This is a genomic window from Stenotrophomonas sp. ATCM1_4, assembly GCF_004348115.1.
Taxonomy (GTDB): domain Bacteria; phylum Pseudomonadota; class Gammaproteobacteria; order Xanthomonadales; family Xanthomonadaceae; genus Stenotrophomonas; species Stenotrophomonas capsici.
On the sequence record NZ_QPFB01000001.1, the window covers coordinates 2,806,558 to 2,824,932 of the forward strand.

16 protein-coding genes are annotated in these 18,375 nt (G+C 69.0%); 11 read left to right on the top strand and 5 right to left on the bottom strand.

The window, feature by feature from the left end; genetic code table 11:
- The first annotated feature begins 95 nt into the window (after positions 1–95).
- Entirely contained in the window at positions 96–1,847 is a 1,752-nt protein-coding gene (locus tag ATCM_RS13065; protein ID WP_132864930.1) for a glutamine--tRNA ligase/YqeY domain fusion protein, read from the top strand.
- A 78-nt stretch (positions 1,848–1,925) separates the two neighbouring features.
- On the opposite strand, the gene ATCM_RS13070 is transcribed toward ATCM_RS13065, so the two are convergent.
- Genes ATCM_RS13070 through ATCM_RS13080 form a run of 3 tightly spaced genes read right to left on the bottom strand, consistent with a single transcriptional unit; the run spans position 1,926 to position 5,060 of the window.
- A complete protein-coding gene (locus ATCM_RS13070) occupies positions 1,926–3,002 on the bottom strand; it encodes an ABC transporter substrate-binding protein (protein ID WP_132864931.1) in 1,077 nt (358 codons plus the stop codon).
- Positions 2,999–4,378 carry a sensor histidine kinase gene (locus tag ATCM_RS13075; RefSeq protein WP_132866174.1) on the bottom strand — a complete coding sequence of 460 codons (1,380 nt, stop codon included), beginning with the start codon at positions 4,376–4,378 and terminating at the stop codon, positions 2,999–3,001. Before ATCM_RS13075 ends, ATCM_RS13070 begins: the two co-directional genes overlap by 4 nt.
- Positions 4,371–5,060, bottom strand: a complete 690-nt coding sequence (locus ATCM_RS13080; RefSeq protein WP_132864932.1) for a response regulator transcription factor — start codon at positions 5,058–5,060, stop codon at positions 4,371–4,373. The genes ATCM_RS13075 and ATCM_RS13080 overlap by 8 nt, the downstream gene beginning before the upstream one ends.
- A gap of 222 nt (positions 5,061–5,282) precedes the next feature.
- Between ATCM_RS13080 and ATCM_RS13085 the strand changes: the two genes are divergently transcribed.
- From ATCM_RS13085 to ATCM_RS13130, 10 genes are all read left to right on the top strand, one after another.
- Positions 5,283–6,428 (top strand): porin, encoded by a 1,146-nt coding sequence (locus tag ATCM_RS13085; RefSeq protein ID WP_132866175.1) that lies wholly within the window; start codon positions 5,283–5,285, stop codon positions 6,426–6,428.
- Positions 6,429–6,459: 31 nt separating this feature from the next.
- Entirely contained in the window at positions 6,460–7,797 is a 1,338-nt protein-coding gene (locus ATCM_RS13090; protein ID WP_132864933.1) for a CitMHS family transporter, read from the top strand.
- Positions 7,798–7,828: 31 nt separating this feature from the next.
- The gene (gene phbB / locus ATCM_RS13095) at positions 7,829–8,569 is read left to right on the top strand and encodes an acetoacetyl-CoA reductase (RefSeq protein ID WP_132864934.1); all 741 of its coding nucleotides are present in this window, start codon (positions 7,829–7,831) and stop codon (positions 8,567–8,569) included.
- Between the two features lie 185 nt (positions 8,570–8,754).
- Complete coding sequence (locus ATCM_RS13100; protein WP_132864935.1) at positions 8,755–11,067, top strand: TonB-dependent receptor; 2,313 nt, start codon at positions 8,755–8,757, stop codon at positions 11,065–11,067.
- A gap of 203 nt (positions 11,068–11,270) precedes the next feature.
- Positions 11,271–11,831 carry a nucleoside deaminase gene (locus tag ATCM_RS13105; protein ID WP_132864936.1) on the top strand — a complete coding sequence of 187 codons (561 nt, stop codon included), beginning with the start codon at positions 11,271–11,273 and terminating at the stop codon, positions 11,829–11,831.
- 131 nt (positions 11,832–11,962) lie between these two features.
- Complete coding sequence (rlmM, locus tag ATCM_RS13110; RefSeq protein WP_132864937.1) at positions 11,963–13,012, top strand: 23S rRNA (cytidine(2498)-2'-O)-methyltransferase RlmM; 1,050 nt, start codon at positions 11,963–11,965, stop codon at positions 13,010–13,012.
- An 87-nt stretch (positions 13,013–13,099) separates the two neighbouring features.
- A complete protein-coding gene (locus tag ATCM_RS13115; protein ID WP_243694019.1) occupies positions 13,100–13,480 on the top strand; it encodes a hypothetical protein in 381 nt (126 codons plus the stop codon).
- Between the two features lie 112 nt (positions 13,481–13,592).
- Entirely contained in the window at positions 13,593–14,507 is a 915-nt protein-coding gene (locus tag ATCM_RS13120) for an SMP-30/gluconolactonase/LRE family protein (RefSeq protein ID WP_132866176.1), read from the top strand.
- Between the two features lie 31 nt (positions 14,508–14,538).
- Positions 14,539–15,261: a hypothetical protein gene (locus tag ATCM_RS13125; protein ID WP_132864939.1), complete on the top strand. Its 723-nt coding sequence runs from the start codon at positions 14,539–14,541 to the stop codon at positions 15,259–15,261.
- A 106-nt stretch (positions 15,262–15,367) separates the two neighbouring features.
- Complete coding sequence (locus ATCM_RS13130; RefSeq protein ID WP_132864940.1) at positions 15,368–15,772, top strand: EF-hand domain-containing protein; 405 nt, start codon at positions 15,368–15,370, stop codon at positions 15,770–15,772.
- 110 nt (positions 15,773–15,882) lie between these two features.
- On the opposite strand, the gene ATCM_RS13135 is transcribed toward ATCM_RS13130, so the two are convergent.
- The gene (locus ATCM_RS13135; RefSeq protein ID WP_132864941.1) at positions 15,883–17,061 is read right to left on the bottom strand and encodes a UbiH/UbiF family hydroxylase; all 1,179 of its coding nucleotides are present in this window, start codon (positions 17,059–17,061) and stop codon (positions 15,883–15,885) included.
- Positions 17,058–18,269: a 2-octaprenyl-6-methoxyphenyl hydroxylase gene (gene ubiH / locus ATCM_RS13140; RefSeq protein ID WP_132864942.1), complete on the bottom strand. Its 1,212-nt coding sequence runs from the start codon at positions 18,267–18,269 to the stop codon at positions 17,058–17,060. Before ubiH ends, ATCM_RS13135 begins: the two co-directional genes overlap by 4 nt.
- Between the last annotated feature and the right edge of the window lie 106 nt (positions 18,270–18,375).

An 18,375-nucleotide genomic window follows, 5' to 3' on the forward strand; every position in this document is an offset into this window, starting at 1 on the left:
GTCCACGGGGCGGGAACCCCCAGCATAGCCCCGTCCCGGCAGCCGAGGCCGGGCTCGGCTAAACTTGCGGCTTATTTCAATACGTTGCGTCCCCCATGTCCGAGAACACGCCTGCCGCCGGTGCCACGCCGGAGAACGCTCCCGCCGAGAAGCGCGACTTCATCCGCCAGATCGTCCGCGAGGACCTGGCCAGCGGCAAGCACACGGCCATCAAGACCCGCTTCCCGCCCGAGCCCAACGGCTACCTGCACATCGGCCATGCCAAGTCGATCTGCCTGAACTTCGGCATCGCCGGCGAGTTCAGCGGCGTGTGCAACCTGCGCTTCGACGACACCAACCCGGCCAAGGAAGACCCCGAGTACGTCAACGCCATCCAGGACGACGTGCGCTGGCTGGGCTTCGAGTGGAACGAGCTGCGCCATGCCTCGGACTACTTCGATGCCTACTACCTGGCCGCGCAGAAGCTGATCCGCGACGGCAAGGCCTATGTCTGCGACCTGTCAGCCGAGGAAGTGCGCGCCTACCGTGGCAGCCTCACCGAACCGGGCCGCCCGTCGCCGTACCGCGAGCGCAGCGTCGAGGAGAACCTGGACCTGTTCGCGCGCATGCGTGCCGGCGAGTTCCCCGATGGCGCCCGCACCCTGCGCGCCAAGATCGACATGGCCAGCGGCAACATCAACCTGCGCGACCCGGCGATCTACCGCATCAAGCACGTCGAGCACCAGAACACCGGCGATGCCTGGCCGATCTACCCGATGTACGACTTCGCCCATGCGCTGGGCGATTCGCTGGAAGGCATCACCCATTCGCTGTGCACGCTGGAGTTCGAGGACCACCGCCCGCTGTACGACTGGTGCGTGGACAACGTCGACTTCGCCCACGACAACGCGCTGACCCAGCCGCTGGTCGACAAGGGCCTGCCGCGTGAAGCCGCCAAGCCGCGCCAGATCGAGTTCTCGCGCCTGAACATCAACTACACGGTGATGAGCAAGCGCAAGCTGATGGCGCTGGTCACCGAGCAGCTGGTCGACGGCTGGGACGACCCGCGCATGCCGACCCTGCAGGGCCTGCGCCGCCGCGGCTACACCCCGGCGGCGATGCGCCTGTTCGCCGAACGCGTGGGCATCTCTAAGCAGAACTCGATGATCGACTTCAGCGTGCTGGAAGGCGCGCTGCGCGAGGATCTGGACAGTGCCGCCGCGCGCCGCATGGCGGTGATCGATCCGGTCAAGCTGGTGCTCACCAACCTGCCGGAAGGCCACGAAGAAACCCTGACCTTCAGCAACCATCCGAAGGACGAAAGCTTCGGCACCCGCGAAGTACCGTTCGCACGCGAGCTGTGGATCGAGCGCGAGGACTTCGCCGAAGTCCCGCCGAAGGGCTGGAAGCGGCTGGTACCGGGCGGCGAAGTGCGCCTGCGCGGCGCCGGCATCGCCCGCGTCGATGAGGTGGTGAAGAACGACGCCGGTCAGATCGTCGAGCTGCGCGGCTGGCTGGACCCGGAATCGCGTCCGGGCATGGAAGGCGCCAACCGCAAGGTCAAGGGCACCATCCACTGGGTCAGCGCCCGGCACGCGGTGGAAGCGGAAGTGCGCCTGTACGACCGTTTGTTCTCGGTCGCCGACCCGGACGATGAATCCGAAGGCAAGACCTACCGCGATTACCTCAACCCGGAATCGCGCAAGGTCGTCACCGGCTATGTCGAGCCGGCCGCCGCCATTGCCGCGCCCGAGCAGGCCTTCCAGTTCGAGCGTACCGGCTACTTCGTCGCCGACCGCCGCGACCACACCGCCGGCAAGCCGGTGTTCAACCGCAGCGTGACCCTGCGCGACACCTGGGCGGGCTGATCCAACGCCGCTGCAATGAAAACGCCGGGCAACGCCCGGCGTTCTTGTTTTCCCCTCCTGGCCGTCGCTGGCTGCACGCTACCGCTGCACGTCGACAGCCTGCGGCTGACCTGCGGGTTCCACGCTGCTGCGCCAGGCATCCAGGAACTGCCGCCGCTTGAGCGCGTCCAGGTACACCAGCAGGCCCGGCCCCAACTGGATCGGCCGGCGGTTGCGGCCGGGCGTGCCATCGCGCCCTGCCGCACCCACGATCGGCATCAACCGCGCCTCGCGCGAGAGCACCAGCTGTCCGCGCGGCGACAGCAGGTAATCCAGGAAGCTGCGTGCCTCGGCCGGGTTGCGGCTGCTGCGCGGGATCATCGCCGTGCGCAGCACCACCAGCGTGTAGTCCTCCGGCTCGACGATACCCAGCGGCGCACCGGCATCGATGCGTGCCTGCGCATACGACCCCAGCACGTTGTAGGCCAGCGACAACTCGCCGCTGCTGACCTTGTCCAGCAGCACGCCAGTGCGCTCCTCGCGGACCACCGCGTTGTCCCCCAGCGCCCCCAGCAAGGCGCCGGCGATGCTGCCGCGATGCGCGTCCTGGGTGGCCAGCAGGTACCCCACGCTGCTGCGTTCGATGTCATAGGTACCGACCTTGCCGCGCAACGGCGCGCCTTCACCGCGCAGCAGCGCCAGCAACTGCCGGCGGGTATGCGGGACCCGTGCCGGCGGCAGCGCGCGGGTGTTGTAGACGATGGTCACCGGCTCGTAGCTGATGCCATAGGCTTCGTGCCGCCACTGCGCCCAGGCCGGCACCGCGTCGGTCCACACCGACTGGTGCGGCAGCGCATGACCGTCATTGACCAGTTGCGTCTGCAGGTCCATGCCGCTGGAAATCAACAGGTCCGGCCCGTTCGGGCCCTTGCCGGTGCGCAGGAAACGCGCATGCAGGTCCTGGGTGATGATGTCCTCGTAGATCACCTCGGTGCCCGGATGCAGGCGCTGGTAGTCGGCGATCACCCGCGCGAACACCTCGATATCGGTGGTGCCGTGGATGCGCAGCTGTGCGGTGGCCGCGCCCTTGGCCGGGAAGCGTTGCACATCCCCCGGCGCGGCCCGGGCCGGCAGCACCAGCAGGCAGCACAACATCATGATCAACAGGGACTTCATGCATTGCTCCTGGGCAGGTGCAGGGTGGCGACCAGGCCGCCTTCCGGCCGGTTGGCCAGATCGATCCGGCCGCCATGGCTGTCGATCACCCGCTTGACGATGGCCAGACCCAGCCCGGCGCCGCCGGCCGGCGCGTGCTCGCCGCGGCCAAAGCGCTCGAACACCCGCTCGGCGTCGGCGGCCGCGATGCCCGGGCCGTGGTCGGCGATGGTCAGCACCGCATCGGCCGCCTCCACGGTCAACGCGATCTGCAGCGCGCCGGCACCGCCGTACTTCACCGCGTTGTCGATCAGGTTCTTGATGGCCTCGCGCAGCAGCAGGGCGTCGCCGTTGACCGACACCACCGCGTTGGTCATCGCCAGCTGCACCCGCGGCGCCGGGCCGGCCTGCGGCAAGGCCTCGTGCAGGGCCTGGTGCACGACTTCGGCCAGGTCCACCGTGGCGAAGCTGCGCAGGTGCGAACGGTGGATCACGCTGGCATCGCTGAGCAGCTGGTTGAGCAGACGGCTCATGTGGGTGGCGTTGCGCTCGATCGCCTGCAGGCTGCGCCGCATCTCCTGCGGGTCGTCCTCGTCCAGCGCCAGCTGCGCCTGCGCGCGCAAGGCGGCCAAGGGCGTGCGCATCTGGTGCGCGGCGTCGGCCATGAACGCACGCAGCGTCTCGTTGCTGCTGGACAGGCGCTCCATGAAATGGTTCAGCGCACCGACCATCTGGTCCATCTCGCGTGGCACCCGCGCGTCCAGCGGCTTCAGGTCCGACGACTCGCGCCGCGACAACTCGCGCTCCACCCGCACCAGCGGGCGGAACGCGCGATGCACGCCGAACGCGACCAGCGCCAAGGCAAGTGCCGACAGCACCCCGATCGCCAGCAGCGCGCGGTTGACCATCTCCTGTGCCAGCGCCTCGCGGGCACGACGGGTCTGCCCCACCTGCACCTGCACTTCACCCTGCGCGGAGGCGGCGGCAAAGCTGCGCGCGACCACCACGAAGCGCACCGTCTCGCCGCTGTAGCCGGCATCAAACAGCTGCGGCCGGCCATCGGCGAGCTGCGGCGATGCCGGCAGGTCCGGGTAGCCGGTGATCAGCGCACCACGGCTATCGGCGATGCGATAGAACACGCGGTCCTCCTCGGCCATCGACAGCAGGTCCAGCGCTGCGTACGGCAGGTCCACCTGCCATTGCCCGTCCACCAGCGCCACCGAATCGGCGATGGACAGCGCCGAGGACACCAGCAGGTGGTCATAGGAGCGGTTGGCGGCGCGCTGCCCGTACTCGCGCGCGGCGAACAGCAACACCACCGCGAACACCGCCAGCAGGCCGCCGAGGTACAGCAGCAGCGTGCGCCGCAGCGAACCCGGCGCGCGCTCCTCAGTCATCGCCATCCACCGCGCCCTCGCCGGGCTCCAGCAGGTAGCCCACGCCACGCACGGTGGTGATGCGCAACGGCGCGCCGGCCAGCTTGCGGCGCAGGCGACCGATGTACAGCTCGATCGCATTGGGCCCGGCCTCGTCATCAAAACCGAACAGGCCATTGCCGATCTCGTCCTTGCTCACCACCTGCCCGAGCCGCCCGACCAGGATCTCCAGCAGGCGGTACTCGCGGTTCGGCAACTCGATCGGCTCGCCATCGACGCTGACGCGATGGGCCGCATTGTCGAACTGGAAGCTGCCCACCTGCACCACCTCGCTGGCATTGCCGCGGGCACGACGCAGCAGCACCCGGCAGCGCGCCTCGAACTCGCGGAAATCAAACGGCTTGCCGAGGTAGTCATCGGCGCCCACGTCCAGGGCCTGCACGCGGTCCTCGATACCATCGCGCGCGGTAAGCATCAGCACCGGGGTGCTGTCGCCGCGCTCGCGCATGCCGGCCAGCACGCGCAGGCCGTCGAGCTTGGGCAGGCCGATGTCCAGCACCACCAGGTCGAAACTCTGGTAGCGCAGCACGCTGGCCGCGCCCAGGCCGTCGGACTGCCAGTCCACCGCATGCCCGCTGCGGCGCATGCGACGGATGATCGCATCGGCCAGGTCCGGGTTGTCTTCGACCAGCAACAGGCGCATGGGCAGGAGCAGCAGGAAGGTGCGGGCATGCTAACGCGCCGCCCCCCGTCCACGCAGCAGGAATGCCACCGCGCTGCGCCGCACAAGGCGCTGACAGGCGGATGACAGCTTGGCCGCACCAGACTCTGGTCCAACGCACCATCCGGTGCCCACGCCGCGCGCCTGGCGCGCAACCTGGGAGGGTTTGTGGCAAACAACAACACGTGGCGGCAACGCGCCGCCGTGCTGGCGCTGGCTGCCTGCACGGCACCGGCCCTGGCCGCCGACGGCGAGGACGACGGCCCGGTCACCGCCACGCTCGGCGGCCGCCTGCACCTGGACTTCGCCAGCTTCGACAACGACCCGCGCGGCACCCCGAACAAGGACGACACCGAGATCCGTCGCGCATGGGTGGACGTATCCGGCCGCTTCTTCGCGGTCGACTACAAGCTGGAAGCCGATTTCTCCGGCGACCGCGTCGAGGCCAAGGACGTCTACGTCAGCCGCGGCTTCGGCAATGCCGGCAAGCTCACCGTGGGCCAGTTCAAGCAGTACTACTCGCTGGACGACCGCACCAGTTCCAACTACGGACCGCTGCTGGAGCGTGGCAATGCCGCCACCACGCTGGCGCCGCTGTATCGACTGGGCGCGTCGTGGCAGGCCAACCCGGGCGATTTCACCTGGGCGGCCAGCATCTACAGCCTGGAGAGCATCGACGCCTGGCAGGTGAAGGGCCGTGCGGCCGGTGGCCGCGTCACCTGGGCCCCGGCGCCGCAGGCAGGCGATGTGTTGCACCTGGGCCTGTCGCTGGCGCGCGAGGCCTATGACAATCCCGGTGCCAACGGCGTGCCGGCGCTGCGCATTCGCCCGCGCCCGGCCGGCCACCTGTCCGATGAAAGCCGCTTGACCCTGGTCAGCTTCGCCGACGGCCGCGACACCGACGTCGACAAATGGTCGCTGGAGTATGCGCAGGTGCGCGGCCCCTGGTCGTGGCAGGGCGAATTCAGCGGCGCCACCTTCGATGACGGTGCGCAACGCGGCAACGTGATGGCCGGCTACGGCCTGGTCAGCTGGTTCGTTACCGGCGAGACCCGCGCGTATGACCGCAAGACCGGCCGTTTCGCGCGCATCAAGGACATCCACCACACCGCCGGCGCGTTCGAGCTGGCCCTGCGCTATGACCAGATGCGCGGCGCGCAGCATCTGGACGGCCAGCCCGACCTGCGCCGCGGCAGCACCGAGGCATGGACGCTGGGCGGCAACTGGTACCTGCGCGACAACCTGCGCTTCATGCTCAACCTGATCGAAAGCCGCAACCGCGACCGCCTGGCCGGCGCCACCGTCGACCGCACCCGCGCGGTCACCGGCCGGCTGCAGTTCGACTTCTGATCCCCTTTCCCACGTCCTGACCCTTAGGAGTCTGCAGATGATGCTGACCATCCTCGGCTTCGGCATGGTGCTCACGTTCATGTACCTCATCATGAGCAAGCGCCTGTCGCCGCTGGTAGCCCTGATCACCGTCCCCATCGTGTTCGCCCTGATCGGCGGCTTCGGCCACGGGCTGGACGAGATGATGCTCGAGGGCATCAAGAAGATCGCGCCCACCGGCGTGATGCTGATGTTCGCCATCCTGTACTTCGGGGTGATGATCGATGCCGGCCTGTTCGACCCGCTGGTGCGGATCATCCTGCGCGTGGTCAAGGGCGATCCCTTGAAGATCGTGATGGGCACGGCGGTGCTGGCGATGCTGATCTCGCTCGACGGCGACGGCTCGACCACCTACATGATCACCGTTTCGGCGATGCTGCCGCTGTACCGGCGGCTGGGCATGAACGCGCTGAACATGACCTGCGTGACCATCCTCGCCGGCGGCGTGATGAACCTCACCCCCTGGGGCGGGCCGACCGCACGTGCGGCCACCGCCCTGCACGTGGATCCGGCCGACGTGTTCGTGCCGATGATCCCGTCGATGGTGCTGGCCTGCGCCGGCATCCTCGCGCTGGCCTGGTACCTGGGCATCAGCGAGCGTCGCCGCCTGGGCGTGGTCAGCCTGCCGGAGGGCGGCAACTGGATGGACAGCAGCGTCTCGGACGACGGCGATGCCCTGCCAACCGTGGAGGATGCCGAGGACACCAAGCGCCCCCGCCTGCTGTGGGTCAACTTCGCGCTGACGCTGGCGCTGATGGCCGCGCTGGTGATCGGGCTGTTGCCGATGCCGGTGCTGTTCATGGTCGGCTTCGCCATCGCGCTGGTGATCAACTACCCGAACCTGGCCGAGCAGCGCCGTCGCGTGGTCAACCACGCCGGCAACGTGCTGTCGGTGGTGTCGCTGATCTTCGCCGCGGGGATCTTCACCGGCATCCTCTCCAACACCGGCATGGTCGAGGCGATGTCACGCAGCTTCCTGGCGGTGATCCCCGACGCCTGGGGTCCGTACCTGGCGGTGATCACCGGGCTGGCGTCGATGCCGTTCACCTTCTTCATGTCCAACGACGCCTTCTACTTCGGCGTGCTGCCGATCCTGTCCGAAGCGGCGGGCCACTACGGCATCACCCCGGTGGAGATGGCCCGTGCCTCGCTGGCCGGCCAGCCGGTGCACCTGCTCAGCCCGTTGGTGCCATCCACCTACCTGCTGGTGGGCCTTGCCAAGGTCGATTTCGCTGACCACCAGAAGTTCACCCTGAAGTGGGCGGTGCTGATCTCGTTGTTGCTGATGATCGGCAGCCTGCTGCTGGGCCTGTACCCGCTGGCCGCCTGATCGGCCCCCTGCCCTCGAAACGGAGCTCACCATGACTCTTCGCATCGCCTACGTCACCAGCGGCATGGGCAGTGTCGGCACCGCCATCTGCCAGAGCCTGGCCCGTGCCGGCCATACCGTGGTCGCCGGTTGCGCGCCCAATTCCCCACGCAAGGCCAACTGGTTGCGCGAGCAACGCGAGCAGGGCTTCGACTTCATCGCCTCCGAGGGCAACGCCACCGACTGGGCTTCGACCAGCACGGCGTTCGCCAAGGTGCGCGCCGAGGTCGGCGAGATCGACGTGCTGGTCAACAACGCCGGCGGCAGCCGCGACGTGCTGTTCCGGCAGATGAGCCCGGAAGACTGGAACGCGGTGATCGCCTCCAACGTCAACGCCCTGTTCAACATCACCAAGCAGGTGGTCGAAGGCATGAGCCAGCGTGGCTGGGGCCGCATCATCAACATCGGCTCGGTCAGCGCGCACAAGGGCCAGATCGGGCAGGTGAACTACGCCACCGCCAAGGCCGCGATGCATGGGTTCACCCGCGCCCTGGCCGCCGAAGTCGCCGCGCGCGGCGTCACCGTCAACACGCTCTCGCCGGGCTACATCGCCAGCCAGGCGATCAGCAGCTTCCCGCCGGACGTGCTCGACCGGCTGGCCGCCTCCGTGCCGGTGCGTCGCCTTGGCCGCCCGGAGGAAGTCGCCGCGCTGTGCACCTGGCTGGCATCGGATGACGCGGCCTACGTGACCGGCGCCGACTATGCGGTCAACGGCGGACTGCACATGGACTGATCCTGCTTCATTGCCCCCCGGCACGCCGCGCTGCTCCTCAGCGCGGCTTTTTTTCAGCGTGTTCATGGACAGCGCAAGTGACGCATCGCGCGTTCATCGCGCTGCCGTAAACAAGCTTTCATGTTGGTTTTCCATAGTGGCCGCGCACCTGTTTCACCGCGCCCTCCCCCACGCCACGGACCGACATGCAGACCCGACACCTGAGCCTTGCCATCCTTGCCGCGCTGATTTCCGCGCCGCTGTACGCCGCCACCCCCGAGGACGTGGGCGAACGCACCGACGCCACCGCGGCAACCGCCGCCAGCGCCAGCGCGCAGACCCTGGACGCGGTCTCGGTGATCGGACGCGGTGAAACCCGCCAGGTGCAACGCATCAGCGAAGTCGACAAGCAGGTGCTGCCACCCGGCAGCAGTGGCCAGAAGATCCTCGACCGCCTGCCCGGCGTCTCGGTGCAGTCCAACGACGCCTTCGGCGCCAACGAGGAATCACAGACCATCAGCCTGCGTGGCTTCGACAAGAATCGCCTGGGCTATACGCTGGACGGCATCCCGCTCGGCGACAACAGCTACGGCAACTACAACGGGCTGAGCATCGCCCGCGCCATCATCGGCGAGAACCTGGCCGGCGCCGAACTGGCGCAGGGCATCGGCTCGCTGGGCGTTGCCTCCACCAGCAACCTGGGCGGCACCATCCAGTACTTCTCCAGCGACCCCTCCAGCGTGTTCGGTGGCCGCGCCAGCATCACCATGGGCGAGGACAACCAGCGCCGCGGCTACCTGCGCGTGGACACCGGCGAATACAACGGCTTTGCCGCCTACGTGTCCGGCGTGCACCAGGACGCGGACATGTGGGCCGCGCCCTACCAGAACCAGACCACCCGACAGTTCAATGCCAAGGCGGTGTGGAATGTCGGCGACCATCGCTTCGGGGCATTCGTCGCCACCTCGCGGGTGAGCCAGGCCAACTACGCCTACCTGTCCAAGAGCATGCTCGAGCGCGGCCTGGGCTGGGACTGGAACATCTATGCCCCGGATTGGGACCGCGCGGTCGCCGCCGCCTACTGCGCCCCGGCCACCTTCAACGCCGACCGTTGTGCGTTCGTCGATGGCGTCAGGAGCATCGACGATGCGTACTACCAGAGCCGCGCCCTGCGCGATGACAACCTGTACGCCATCGACGCCGACCTGCGCGTGGCCGAGCAGGGCCGCCTGAAGCTGCTCGCCTACCACCACGAGAACCGTGGCCAGGGCCATTGGTGGGCACCGGGCCAGCCCTCCTATCCGGGCACCGACAAGATGCTGCCCATCTCCATCCGCAGCACCAACTACACCATCAACCGCCAGGGCGTGACCGCCGCACTGTCCTGGACGCTGGGTATCCACGAGCTGGAAGCCGGGCTGTGGTGGGAACAGAACGACCACAACGTCGAGCGCAACTTCTACTACATGAGCGGCCCGTTCCTGGACGACGTCTACCTCAACCACCCGGACCGCCGCCTGTTCGACCAGGACTACGACATCCGCACGCGCCAGTTCTACGTGCAGGACCGCATGCGCTTCATGGACGACCGCCTGGTCGTGGACCTGGGCATCAAGAGCCCGAACACGCGGATGCGCGCCGTCGCCAGGCCGGGCACCGAGACCCGCCTCGCCTCCGGCACGTTGACCGCCAGGGAATCGGTGCTGCCGCAGGCCGGCATCGGCTTCAAGCTCACCCCGAACAACGAGCTGTTCGCCTCGTATGCGGAGAACATCGCCGCCTTCGTCGGCGGCGGCAGCGGCGGCCCGCTGCAGGTCTCGCCGGAATCGTTCGCCGCCAGCGCCGGGCTGGAGCCGGAGAAGTCCAGGACGCTGGAAGCCGGCTTCCGCACCTTCGGCGAGAGGTACCAGGCCTCGCTTGCCGCCTACGCGGTGAAGTTCGACAACCGCCTGCTCTCGCTCAACCCGTGTTCGAGCATCGAAGTCGGCACCCGCCCGGAGTGCGTCACCCGTTTCATCAACGTCGGCTCGGTGAAGAGCCACGGCGCGGAGCTGACCTTCATCCTCAAGCCGGTCGATGGCCTGCAGTGGTACAACGCGCTGTCGTGGAACAAGTCCACCTACCAGGACGACTACCTCTCCGGCGGCCAGGTGGTGCCGGTGGCCGGCAAGATCACTGTCGATACGCCGCAGCGGATGGCCTCCAGCGAACTGAGCTGGAACCGCGACGGCTGGTTCGCCAGCCTGCGCGGCAAGTACACCGGCAAGCGCTACTACACCTACACCAACGACCAGTCGGTGCCGGGCGTGACCACCTTCGACGCCGGCTTCGGCTACACCTTCGGCCCCGGACTGGGCCTGCAGGACCTGAAGGTGTCGATGAACGTGACCAACCTGACCAACAAGCGTTACGCCGGCCAGCTCAGCGCGTTCGCCCCGACCGACCCGACCGGCACCCGCTACGCCATCCACGCCAGCGCGCCGCGCCAGGTGTTCATGACGCTCAGCGCCGGGTTCTAGGCCAAACGACCAGCCGGCAGACGGCCCGGCCTGAATCCCCTCCCTTCTGCGCCGCAGAAGGGAGGGTTGCGGCGGGAACACGCCCGAGCCGCCCCCGCGGCAGCCCCGCTCCCCTCGGATGAACAGCCCCCGGCCCCGTCGGTGAGCCCCCGGCCCCAGTCCTATACACTGGCCGCCGTTTTTGCCTCTGGTTGGTCATCGTCATGCTTCACGCGCAGGTTCACCTCACCCTTCCCGTCTGGATCCACGACGTCGTCGATTGCGACCGCGCGTATACCGGCGACGAGGCCAAGGTGGCCCTGGCCGTGGAGCTGTCGCGGCTGAACGTCGAGCACGGCACCGGCGGCCCGTTCGGTGCGGTGGTATTCGGCCCGGATGACAGGGTCATCGCCGCGGCCGTGAACCGCGTGGTGCCGCACGCCACCTCGCTGGCGCATGCCGAGAACATGGCCTACATGCTGGCCCAGCAGAAGCTCAACACGCCGCGCCTGAACGCGCTGCTGGCCCCCATCACCCTGGCCACCTCCTCGCAGCCCTGCTGCCAGTGCTATGGCGCCACCGTGTGGGCCGGCATCGACCGCCTGTTGATCGGCGCCAGCGCCGCCGACGTGGAAGCGCTCACCCCGTTCGATGAAGGCCCGCTGCCGGCCAACTGGGTCGGCGAGCTGAACAAGCGCGGCATCGAGGTCGTGCAGGGCCTGCAGCGTGACGCCGCACGCGCGGTACTGGCCCACTACGGCCAGAACGAAGGCGCACGCTACTGATTCCCGACGCCCCGCTCCCACCGGAAGCGGGGTTGCGATGAACCGCTGACGCGACCTGCAAGCAGCGTCGCCAGTGCCTTCGCCCACCGCTGTACCACCGCTACTCCACCTGCCCTCCACCAAGGACTTCCATGACCGGCCTGCTGTGCTACTGCCGCCAGGGTTTTGAACCCGAACTCGCTGGCGAGTTGAACGAACGCGCCGGCGCGGCGGGCATCGCCGGCTACGCACGCACGCAGCGCAACGACGGCTACGTGGTGTTCGTCACCGACCAGGCCGCCGAACTGGACCAGCGCCTGGCATGGCGCGAGCTGATCTTCGCGCGCCAGAAACTGCGCGTGCTGGCCGAGTTGCCGCAGCTGGACCCGTCCGACCGCATCACCCCGATCATCGCCGCACTGGAAGGCCAGGCGCGTTTTGGCGACCTGTGGGTCGAGCACCCCGATTCGGATGCCGGCAAGCCGCTGGCCGGGCTGGCGCGCAGCTTCGGCAACGCGTTGCGCCCGGCGCTGCGCAAGGCCGGCCTGCTCACCGACAAGCCCAATCCCAAGCTGCCGCGCCTGCACGTGGTGTTCGTCGACGGCACGCATGCCTTCGTCAGCGTCGCCGACACCCGCGACAGCGCACCGTGGCTGCTCGGCATCCCGCGCCTGAAGCTGCTCCCCGACGCGCCCTCGCGCTCGGCCTTGAAGCTGGAAGAGGCGCTGATGACCCTGCTCACCCCGGAAGAGCGCGAGGCGCTGGTCAAGCCGGGCATGCGCGCGGCCGACCTCGGCGCGGCACCCGGCGGCTGGACCTGGGTGCTGACCCGCCAGCACGTCCAGGTGCTGAGCATCGACAACGGCCCGTTGCGCCAGCACGTGCTCGATACCGGGTTGGTGGAACACCTGCGCGCCGACGGCTTCCATTGGCAGCCGGAGACGCCGTTGGACTGGATGGTCTGCGACATGGTCGAACAACCCCGTCGCGTCGCCGAGCGCATGGCAACCTGGCTACGCCAGGGCTGGTGCCGGCACGCCATCTTCAACCTCAAGCTGCCGATGAAGAAGCGCTGGGACGAAACCCGCCTGTGCCTGGACCTGTTCGCCGAGCAGGCTGGCAAACCGCTGACGCTGCGCGCCAAGCAGCTGTACCACGACCGCGAGGAAATCACGGTCTTCGTCACGCCCGCCTCGCGCTGAGCGGCCCGGGCCCGGGCCGCCTTCCTCCAACAGGCGGGCGAGCCCGCAGCGGCTACCATGGCGGCGTGCCCTGAAACGGAGTCCGCCATGTTGCGTTCGTTCCTGTTGCTCGTCGCCCTGCTCGCCGGCAGCGCCTGCAGCGCCCCGGCCACCACCCATCCCCCTGTCACGGCGCCGACGCCGTCCCCCCAGGCAACGGCGGTGGTGATCGACCAGAGCTGCCGCACCGATGCCGACTGCACGGTGAAGGATGTCGGCAATTGCTGTGGCTATTACCCGGCCTGCGTCAACGTCAACAGCCCCACCGACCCGAAGGGCGTGCAGGCCAGCTGCCAGGCACGCGGCATGATGAGCGTCTGCGGCTTCAGGGAGATCAGCGGCTGCAGCTGCGTGCAGGGCAAGTGCGCCGCCCGGGAGGCCGAGGCCGGTTCACTGCGGCGGCCACTGCAGATGGACGGCCAACGCTGAGCGGGAATGCCGCGCGGTTGCCTCCGCAACCACCGCCCGCGTGCACGACGTGCTCTGGCACACTGCCCCGGACCGTGAACCCGAGGATGCCGCCATCGCCCGCCCTGCCCGCCTGTCCCGCGTCGTTGCTTCCCTGAGCCTGCTGCTGGCCGGCAGCGCCTGTGCCGCCGCGCCGTTCCTCGTGCGCGACCATGTGGGCGACGGGGTGTTCACCGCCGGCATCGAGGGGCCGGCCACCGGCCCGGACGGCGCGCTGTACGTGGTCAACATCGGCAAGGACGGCACCGTCGGCCGGGTGAACGCCGACGGCATCGCGGAGACCTTCCTCACCCTGCCCACGGGCAGCGTGGGCAACGGCATCCGCTTCGGCGCCGATGGCCGCATGTTCATCGCCGACTACGCCGGCCACAACGTGCTGCAGGTGGACCCGACCACGCGCACGGTCACGGTGTTCGCGCACCTGCCCGATGCCCACCAGCCCAACGACATCGCGCAGGCGCCGGATGGCACGCTGTACGCCAGCGACCCGGACTGGGCACGCCCGGACAACGGCCAGCTGTGGCGGATCGACCGCGACGGCACCGTACACCTGCTCGAACGCGGCATGGGCACCACCAACGGCGTGGAAGTCAGCCCGGACGGCGCCCGGCTGTACGTCAACGAAAGCGTGCAACGCAACGTATGGGTCTACGACCGCGCCGCCGACGGCAGCATCGCCAACAAGCGCCTGCTGGTCCGCTTCGCCGACCATGGCATGGACGGCATGCGCTGCGACGTGGACGGCAACCTCTACATCGCCCGCTACGACGCCGGCGTGGTCGCGATCGTGTCCCCGGCCGGCGAGCTGCTGCGCGAGGTGCCACTCACCGGCCGCAAGCCGACCAACGTGGCCTTTGGCGGCACTGACGGCCGCCAAGTCTTCGTGACCCTGCAGGACCGTGGCGCGGTGGAAACCTTCCTGGCCGAGCGACCGGGGCGTGAATACGGCGGGGCACCGCTCCAGTCTCAGCCTGTGCCATCGCGATAAGGCATCCTGTAGTCCTTCCGGGAGGACCACGATGCAAGCAATCGAACTGAAGGATCCGGCGGCGTTCGGCAATGAGTTCCTGCGGCTGACGCTGCTGCAGGGCTTCCAGTCGCTGACCAAGCGTGACCTGGAACTGTTGATCTTCGTGCTGCTCGAACGCGACGGCAGCATCGACCGCAGCGAGTCCAATGCCGCGGTGGCGCTGCGCCTGCGGGTCACCCCGGCCAAGGTCAAGGGACTGCGCCGCGACGGCTACGCCCGCTGGCGGGCGCTGGTGCCCGAGGATGGCGAGGCCGCGCTGCAGCGCATCGTCGCCGGCGTGCTGACCGAAGCCAACCTGCGCTCGGGCGCCAAGCACGTCAGCGAACGCAGCCGCAAGGAAGGCTTCCTGGCCATCCGCATCGAGCACCCGGATGACGCGCAGCAGTTCGAGCAGGCGATCCTCGACGTCGGCGCGATCCCGGTCTACGAGCGCAACCGTGAGGTGGTGGCGGTGCGTTTCGACACGTTGGTGCAGATCGCCGAGCGCTGGAACTACCTGCAGCCCGACCCCCAGGCCACGCTGGCGGCATTGAAGAAGCTGGCGCCGGCCTCCGAAGAGGTCGCCGACCTGCTGAAGAAGGACGTCAAGCAGCTGCGCTGGGACGATGCACGCCGCGCACTCAACAGCCTCGGCGCAAAGGCGGTCAGCTCCACCGTCGAGGGCGGCCTGCGCGGGCTGCTGAAGCTGGTTTTCCCCTTCATTCCGGGCTGAGTGGCCGGCATCGGGTTCTCCGGCCCGCACCTGCGGGCTACCATCACCGCGGCGGCGCGCGTCCCGCGCGTGCCGGCTGCCTCCCCTGGATCACGTGAGCCGTTTGATGACCTGCCCGTTTCCCGCCCGCCTTGCCCTGTCGCTGTTGCTGGGCGCTGGCACCTTCGCCGCGTTTGCCCAGCAGCGCCCTGCCCCGGCCGTCAGCACGCCGCTGACCGAGGTGCCGGTCAACGTGCGCGAGCAGCCGCTGTCCAGTGGCCGTGTCACCCATGCCGTGCAGGTGCGTACCGAACCCGGCCAGGCCCCGGTGACGATCCGCTCGATCCAGCCGGACACCGTGGCCGGCAACTACCGCATTGATTTCACCGCGCTGGACCTCGATGGCGATGGCTTCATCAGCCGCGCCGAAGCACAGGCCAACCCGGCGCTGGCCGATGAGTTCAATGCGCTGGACACGGCCCGTCGCGGCAAGCTGTCACGCGAGCAGCTCGCCGGCTGGCTGAAGCCGTAGCCGCGCCCCTGAACGTGAGGCGGGCCATCGGACCGTCCTCTGGGTTGGCGGCCGAGAGGAAATCCCTGCGCGCTGCCTGCTGTCTATCGGCTTCGCGGCCGAGGCCGCGCCTACAGGCCCGAGGCGCGCTTCCAGAACAGTGACAACAACGGCGGCATCCTGCCGGCCATGCCCAGCAGGGCGCCACGGGCCAAGGTCAGGTGCATCTCGTCGTTGGAGAACACCTTGTTGATCGCATCGAAGCTGTAGGCGGCCACGGTGTTCTCGCTGCGCCGCGTGCGCGCCCAGCGTTGCAGGCGGTGCGGCGTACTCCACTCCTGGCGACGTTGCCGGGCATCACGCACCAGCTCACGCAGGCCGGCCACGTCGCGCAGGCCCAGGTTCACGCCCTGACCGGCCAGCGGGTGCACCACGTGCGCGGCATCACCCAACGTCAGCACGCGCCCGGCGACATAGCCCTTGGCCAACTGCCGGCGCAACGGGAACGCGGCGCGCGGTGAGGCCACCTTCATCTGCCCCAGCCGGCCGGCGAAGGCGTTGGTCAACTCCCGCTCGAACGCCGCATCCTCCAGCGCCAGCACCCGTTCTGCCTCGGCATCGGGCAAGGTCCATACGATCGAGCTGCGGTACTTGTCGTAGGGCAGCACCGCGAGCGGGCCGGTATCAAGGAAACGCTGCCAGGCCGTTGCTTCGTTCGGTCGCTCGCTGTCGATGTAGCCCACCACGCCGCGCTGGCCGTAGTCGTGCCGGCTCACGTCCAGCCCGGCCAACGTGCGCAGGGTGGATTCGGCCCCGTCGGCGGCAATGGCAATGGCCGCCTCGATGCGGCGGCCATCGTCCAGGCGCAGGCGCACGCTGCCGGCGTCCTGTTCCATTTCCACCACCTTGGCCGGGCAGTACACCTGCACGCCGGCTGCCGGCAGCGCCGCCCACAGCCGGTCGACCAGCAGGCCGTTCTCGACGATCCAGCCCAGCTCACGCCGGCCCAGCGTGTCCGCATCGAAGGTCAGGTCGCCGCCACCGCCGGCATCCCAGACGCGCATGCGCCGGTAGGCATAGGCGTGCCCGCCCTCGACCTGTGACCACACGCCCAGCCCATCCAGCAATGCGGCATTGTCGGCGGCAAAGGCGAACACACGCAGGTCCGGGCGTTGCGGCGACCACGGCGGCGGCTCGCGGCCTTCCACCAGCGCCACCTGCAGGCCTTCCTTCGCCAGCGCCAGCGCGCAGGCACCGCCCACCACGCCGCCGCCTACTACGACTGCATCCCATTGTCCGCGCCGGCTCATCGCGCTTCACTCCTGCACAACTCGGGCACCTGCCCACGGAATCCCATCGCACCGCCCACCAGGAACGATTGCAGCGGCGCGGCCTGCGCGGCGGCCACCAGGCCCAGGCTGCGCAACGGCCGCATCAGCGGCGAGGCATTGCTGGTCAAGCGGGCCAGGCCGTCGGAGAAGGCCAGGGTCTGCTCGCGGTCCGGGCCGCGGCGCTGCATATAGGCCTGCAGCAGTGCATCAGCGCCCGGGTCCATTGCGCCATCGGCAATCAGTTCGGCCAGGGTCAGCGCATCGCGCAGGCCCAGGTTGAAGCCCTGCGCGCCCAGCGGATGGATGGTCTGCGCGGCATTGCCGAGCAGCAGCGCGCGTTCGCCGACCAGCTTCCTGGCCAGCACCTGGATCAACGGGTACGCACTGCGCGGCCCGCTCTCCAGCAGCCGCCCGGCGCGCCAACCCACCGCGTCCTGCAGGCGCGCCAGCCAGGCGCGCTCATCCAGGGCCAGCACCGCATCGGCCTGGTCGCGGGCCACGCCATGGACCACGCCGTAGTGGCGGTCCCCGCGCGGCAGCAGGGCGGTCGGGCCGGTATCGGTGAAGCGTTCGTAGGCACTGCCGTCCGGTGCCTTGGCCGCGCGGACGCGGGCCACGAACAGGGTCTGCGCGTAGTCGTGCTCGGTCACCTCGATGCCCAGTGCTTCACGCACCGCGCTGCGGGTACCGTCGGCCCCGACCACCAGCCGGGCCCGCAGGCGACGTTCGCCGTCCGCCTCGGCGATGACCACCTCCCGGTAGCCATCGCTGCCGGCGCCCAGCCCGACGAACCTGGCCGGGCGATAGCGGGTCAGGTGCTGCAGCTCGCCCAGCCGGGCTTCCAGTGCATCGCCAAAATCACGCGCCACCACCACCTGGCCGAACGCCTCGCGGCCGTAATCCTCCGCGCGCATCACCACCCGGCCGAAATCCCCGGCGCGGCTGACATGGATGCGGCGGATCGGCCCGCCCGGGTTGCCCAGCCGCTGCATCACGCCCAGCGCGGTCAACGCGTTGACCGTGGCCGCGGCGAAACTGAGGTTGCGCTGGTCGAACACCGCCGGCAACGCCCCACCCGGCGTGGCTTCGACCAGGCCCACGTCCAGCCCCAGCCGGTCCAGCGCAATGGCCAGGCTGGCCCCGACCAGGCCACCACCCACAATCACTACGTCATGGTTCTTGCTCATCCCGCCATGATACGGGCTCGCCCGCCCGCTTCGATCCCGGCCCGTCCGCCGCCGGACGCCGGTTCACCCCCAGTCCGGCTAGAATGGCCTCCTGATTAACGGGAAC